General features: G+C 65.8%; 4 protein-coding genes. All 4 read right to left on the reverse strand.

Going from position 1 to position 6,069, the window contains the following annotated elements; genetic code table 11:
- Nucleotides 1-33: 33 nt before the first annotated feature.
- Nucleotides 34-630 (reverse strand): recombination mediator RecR, encoded by a 597-nt coding sequence (gene recR, locus QZY44_RS20605; RefSeq protein ID WP_295451128.1) that lies wholly within the window; start codon nucleotides 628-630, stop codon nucleotides 34-36.
- Nucleotides 631-715: 85 nt separating this feature from the next.
- Nucleotides 716-1,042 (reverse strand): YbaB/EbfC family nucleoid-associated protein, encoded by a 327-nt coding sequence (locus QZY44_RS20610; RefSeq protein WP_295451145.1) that lies wholly within the window; start codon nucleotides 1,040-1,042, stop codon nucleotides 716-718.
- A 67-nt stretch (nucleotides 1,043-1,109) separates the two neighbouring features.
- A complete protein-coding gene (gene dnaX, locus QZY44_RS20615; protein ID WP_295451131.1) occupies nucleotides 1,110-2,756 on the reverse strand; it encodes a DNA polymerase III subunit gamma/tau in 1,647 nt (548 codons plus the stop codon).
- A gap of 201 nt (nucleotides 2,757-2,957) precedes the next feature.
- The coding region (locus tag QZY44_RS20620) for a CARDB domain-containing protein (protein ID WP_295451134.1) at nucleotides 2,958-6,069 on the reverse strand (3,112 nt) is incomplete at its 5' end.

Here is a 6,069-nt window from a genome sequence, read left to right on the forward strand (position 1 = left end):
CCAGTCATCCGTGGTTAGTGGTTAGTGGTTGGGTCACAGCGTGCGCCGCCCGCTAAAGGCGAGCGCCAGGGTACCGCCGTCGACATGCTCCAATTCCCCCCCCAAGGGGACGCCGTGGGCGATGCGGGTGACATGGACCCCGGTCGCCCCAGCGCACTCGGCAATATACTGGGCGGTGACGCTGCCCTCCACCGTCGGGCTGATGGCCAGAATCAACTCGCTGACCAGACCCTCGCGCAGCCGCGCCTCCAGGAGATCCAGCCCCAGGTCCGCGGGCCCGATGCCGTCCAGCGGCGACAGGTGCCCGCCCAAGACGAAATAATATCCGCGAAAGTCAGTGGCGTGCTCGATGGCGACGATCTCCGAGGGCTGCTCCACCACACACAGCAAGCTCGGATCGCGGTTGGGGTTGGCGCAGAGTCCGCAGCGTTCATGCTCGCTCAGGGTCCGGCAGCGGCTACAGCGGCGGATGCGGGCCATCGCCTCACCCATCACGCGCGCCAACCGGCTACCGCCGTCGCGATCGCGCTCCAGCAGGTGGAAGGCAATGCGTTGGGCGGACTTGGGCCCGACCCCCGGCAAACAGCGCAGGGCATCGATCAACTGATTGAGTAGAGTGCGCTCGGCCATGGGGTATCAGTGCGCTCGGCCATGAATGGTCATAATGGATCGCTCGGGGATCGCCGCCGGACCGGACGCCAGGCCGCGATCCGCACTAAAACGGTAGCTTGAAGCCGGGGGGCAAGGGCAGACCCGCGGTCAGCTCGGCCATATTTTCTTTCGTCTTCTCGGCCACCCGCTGGGAGGCGCCGTTGAACGCGGCGGCCAACAAGTCCTCCAGCATGTCCTTGTCGTCGCCCATGAGTGCGGCATCGATCTCGATGCGCTTCACCAGGTGCTGGCCGGTCATGGTGATCTTGACCATGCCGCCGCCGGCCTCACCCACCACCTCCTCCGCAGCGAGCCGTTCCTGGGCGTTCTTCATATCCTCTTGCATCCGTTGCGCCTTCTTCAACAGATCACCGATTCCGCCTTTCACAATGCACTGCCTCCAGGTTGGCGACGACGGCCGCACGGCCAGGTCGCCGGGTTGATGAAAAAGGGCACAGTCAGTCCACGGGCTCAATACTACCCGGAACCCACTGGCCATCGAATTGATCACGCAGGCGCCGCCCCATCGGATCGGCCGCCAGGGTGTCCTGGGCGGCCTGCGCACGCGCCTCCTGCTCCCGGCTGAGCCGTTGCGCCGGGGTCTCCTGCAGCGGCCGCAGCACACGGATCTCAAGGCGCAGGGGGGCACCCAGGGCGGCCTCCAGAGCGGCGCGCAGGCGCTCCTCGGTCCCCGGCGAACGCAGTTGCTCCGCGGCCGGGTCCAGGCTCAAAACCAGCCGACCCGCGCCCTGCTCGATGAATCCGCAGTGGTGGGCGAGCTGACTGGCAATGCCGCCCACCCCCAACCGATCGACCAACTGGTGCCAGTCGGCGGTGCTGGTCAGCGTCGCCGCTGGCGCCGACGGTGCCGACGGCCGCTCGGACTCAGGACCCGGCCGGGGACTGACCGCCGCGCGAGTCTCCTCGCCCCCCCCGCCGACCACCCCGGCGGGCGGTACGCGGGCCGGCGGACGTGGGCCCTGACTCGCGGTACCCGCCAGCGCCCGCAGCTCCGCGCCCTCCGCGGGCCGGAAGGCCAGTGCGCGCAGCAGGACCATTTCGAATCCGGCACGCGGGTCCGGGGCCAGGGCCAGGTCCGCCTGACCGGTGAGTGCGACCTGATAATAGAGCTGGATGTCAGCCGCGGCGAGCCGCCCGGTCAGGGCCGCGATGCGCGTGTACTCAGGGTCGTCGGCCGCCAGCGTCTCCGGTACCTGCTGGAACAGCGCCAGGCGGTGCAGCAAGCCGATCACCTCACGCAGCAGCTCGCCGAAATCAGGCGTCAGAGTACTGGCGCGCTCCACCTCGGCCAGCAGCCGGGCGCCGTCGGCATCGGCCAGGGACTCGACCAGGCCGAAGGTCAGATCACCGCTGACGCTCCCCAGCATGGCCCGCACCTCGGCCTCGGTGACCCGGCCGGCCCCGTAGGCGATCGCCTGATCCAGCAGGCTCAGGCCGTCGCGCATGCTGCCATCCGCCGCCCGCGCCAACAGGGCCAGGGCGCCGGCCTCGGCGTCGATGCCCTCGGTCTCTAACACGAAGCGCAGACGCTCTCGGATCTCCTCGGGCAGCAAGCGGCGCAGATTGAACTGGAGACAGCGCGACAGGACCGTCACCGGCACCTTCTGGGGGTCGGTGGTGGCGAGCAGGAACTTCACATGGGGCGGCGGCTCCTCCAATGTCTTCAACAGCGCATTAAAGCTGTTGTTGGAGAACATATGTACCTCGTCGATGAGGTACACCTTGAAGCGCCCGCAGGCCGGGGCATAGGGGACATTGTCCAGCAGGTCGCGGGTCTGTTCGACCTTGGTGCGCGAGGCCGCATCTACTTCCAGCAGGTCCACGAAGCGCCCCGCATCGATCTCCCGACAGGCGCTACAGACCCCACACGGGGTGGAACTCACGCCCCGTTCACAGTTCAATGCCTTGGACAGGATGCGCGCCAAGGTGGTCTTGCCGACCCCGCGTGTCCCGGTGAACAGATAGGCGTGGTGGAGCTGATCACGGTCGAGCGCGTTGCTCAGTGCCCGCACCACATGCTGTTGGCCCACCATATCGGCGAACGACTTGGGACGCCATTTGCGGGCGAGCACCTGGTAGGTCATGCGCTGAAGGGGCCTGGCAAGGGTTGGGCCGAAAGTGGCGCTGGGGTGGCGCACAGTGTAACCGAATGCGGCAGCGCGCGGGGATGCGCGGACCGCGACAGGCGACCCGACCCGCCCCGCCCCGCAGGGCAAGAAGCCCCGCTCGAGAGTGTACCGGACCCGCAGCCCCGACGGGACGCCGAAGTCCGACAAGCTGCTAACTCATTGCCCCAGGACGGCACGCCAACCGCCGCGGCTCGGCAGTACCAGCGCCGTCTTAAGATACATTGCCGTGACGGCCTTGGCTGAGGTGACGTTGCTCAGAGTGCAGGTCGCGCCGACCTGCCCCGCGCAGTCCCCGCGCCAACCGGCGAAGATAAAACCAGCGCCAGCCCGGGCGGTGCAGATGCCGGTACCGGCCGGCGTGACCGGGTTGGGCGTGCAACTGGCCGTCCCGCCGGCCGCCGGGTTGGCGGTAGCGGTGATGGCGTAAGTGTTGAGGGTAAAGGTCGCGGTGCAGGTGGTGTTGGCCGTCAGCGCAAAGGCACTGGCGCAGGTGTCGGGGCTCCAGCCGGTGAAGGTGGAGTCGATCGCGGCGCTGGCGACCAGGGTGACGGCGGTACCTTTGGGATAGCTTTCGGTACAGTCCGTTCCGCAGTCGATCCCGGCTCCGGTCACCGTACCCGAACCCGTTCCGGCCTTGGTCACGGTCAGCAGCGGTCGGCTGAAGGTGGCCGTGACGCCCTTGGCCGCGTCCATCGTGACCGTGCAGGCACCCGAGCCCGTGCAGGCCCCGCTCCAGCCGGTGAAGATGGAAAGGCTGTCGGCCACGGCCGTGAGGGTCACGCTGGTGCCACTGACCAAGAGCTCATTGCAATCAGTGCCGCAATCGATGCCGGTGCCGGTTACTGTGCCGCCCCCCACACCGGGCTTGCTGACCATGAGGGGGTAGATACGGTTCTGCGCAGTGGCGACCCAAGCACCCTTGCTCGCAGCGGAACACGTTATATTGAGTGTACCGTTATTATAAGGTAGCTGTCGGCTGTCAGTGTCTGTAAAATCAAACGTCCCCCCCACACTATTGGGTGTATCGAAAGAGCCATTTACCAACAGCACTTGTCTCCAGCAGCGGTTGTCATTTGTGCCGCACCCTTCGAAAGAACCACCAATAGCGCTAAATTTTGAATTTTCAATGCTGATTGGGAGGAAACCAGCGCCATTCCTAGGATTGTATGGACCATCGTAAAATGGGCACAATGGCGAAGTGCCAGAACAGTGACAATATCCTGTAGCTCCAATATCAGCAAGAGACTGCATCCCGGATATTGCGCCATCCGCGGCTACATCGAATTGTTCCACAACACCATTACCATACCAACGCCCCAGAGCAATATTCAAAGGGGCGGGGCTGACGACATAGCCCGTGGTGTATTGGTTATTGCCGTCGTCGGTCTCCGCGGTCTGACAGGCGCTGTCGATGAAGGCGCGTAGGGTCTTGGCCCCGACCACACCCGCCGGCAGGCCGGTGAGCGTGACCGTCTGGCTGGCGCCCGCCGCCAGGCTAGCCAGGGTAGTGGACTGGTCGCCCACGGTACCGCACGTCTGCACGGTGGCCTGGTTGGACCAGACCTGTAACGTCCCCGCCGGACCGGCCATGCCGCCCTGATTCTGTACCGTGATGGCGGCGCTGAAGGTACCGTTGGCCGTCGGGCTGCTCGGAGTGAGGACAGCCCCGGTAATCACGAAGTCCGGGGGTGGCGGTGCCGCCACGGTATAGGCCGTAGTAGATTGGTTGTTGGTCTCGTCGGCCTCTGCGGTCTCACAGGCGCTGTCGATGAAAGCGAGCAGGTCCTTGGCGCCGGCCACACCCGCCGGCAGACCGGTGAGCGTGACCGTTTGGCTGGCACCCACAGCCAGGCTCGCCAGGGTGGCGGATTGGTCGCCCACCGCGCCGCACGCCTGCGCAGCAGACTGGTCGGACCAGACCTGCAACGTCCCCGGAGTACCGGCCACGCTGCCCTGGTTTTGCACCGTGACCGCGGCACTGAAGGTGTCACCGGTCGTTGGGCTGCTCGGGGTGAGGACGACACCGGTTACCACGAAGTCGGGGGACGGTACCGCGACGGTATAAGCAGTAGTAAATTGGTTGTTGGTCTCGTCGGCCTCTGCGGTCTGACAGGTGCTGTCAATGAAGGTGCGCAAAGTCTCGCCCACACCCGCCGCCAGACCGCTGACTATGACCGTCTGGCTGGCGCCCGCCGCCAGGCTCGCCAGGGTGGCGGATTGGTCGCCCACAGCGCCACAGTCCTGTAGGCTGCCCTGGTTGGCCCAGACTTGCAGGACCCCTGGAGTACCGGCCACGCTGCCTTGGTTCTTCACCGTGATTGAGGTACTGAAGGTACCGTTGACCGTCGGACTGCTCGGCGTCAGGATGACACCGGTTACCATAAAGTCCGGCTTGGGGAAGAGCCCGATCTCGACCGGACTGCAGCGATCAGTGGCCGTACCGTCGCCGATCTGTCCATACCGATTATCTCCCCACGCCCAAAGACTACCGTCAGTCTTGAGAGCCAGGTTGTGATCGACAAGGCTTGCCATCGCCGAGACTCCGGTAAGCACCAGGTTGGGTGTCGGGCGTGTCGTGGTTGTACCATCGCCGAGTTGGCCGATCCAGTTGTTCCCCCAGGCCCAGAGGCTGCCGTCGGTCTTGAGGGCTAGGGTGTGAAAATAACCGGCCGCCACGGCCGCGACACCGCTCAGGACCTGGACCGGACTCAGGCGGGGCGTGGTAGTGCCATCGCCGAGTTGGCCGTCGCTGTTCGCCCCCCAGGCCCATAGGCTGCCGTCGGTCTTGAGCGCTAGGCTGTGATAGGAGCCAGCCGACACTGCCGCGACCCCGGTGAGTACCGCGACCGGAACCCTATGACTTATGGTCGTGCCGTCGCCGAGTTGGCCGGTCCAGTTGTCCCCCCAGGCCCAGAGGCTACCGTCGGACTTGATGGCCAGCGTGTGCTTACCTCCGGCCGCCACGCCAACGACCCCGGTCAGGATCTGCTCTGGATTCTGGCGATTCGCCAAGCTGCCGTCGCCGAGTTGGCCATCTTCGTTATGTCCCCACGCCCACAGGATACCGTCGGTCTTGATGGCGAAGCTGTTACCATCAACGCCGCCCGTCACCGCCGCGACCCCGGCCAGTATTTGAACCGGCATCAAGCGCTCCATGTCATTGCCGTCGCCGAGTTGGCCGTACCAGTCTGCTCCCCACGCCCACAGACTGCCCTCGGACTTGATGGCCAGCGTGTGCCGATCACCAGCCGCCACCGCCGCCACCCCG

It is taken from the genome of uncultured Thiodictyon sp., from assembly GCA_903837595.1.
In the GTDB taxonomy this organism is placed as follows: Bacteria; Pseudomonadota; Gammaproteobacteria; order Chromatiales; family Chromatiaceae; genus Thiodictyon.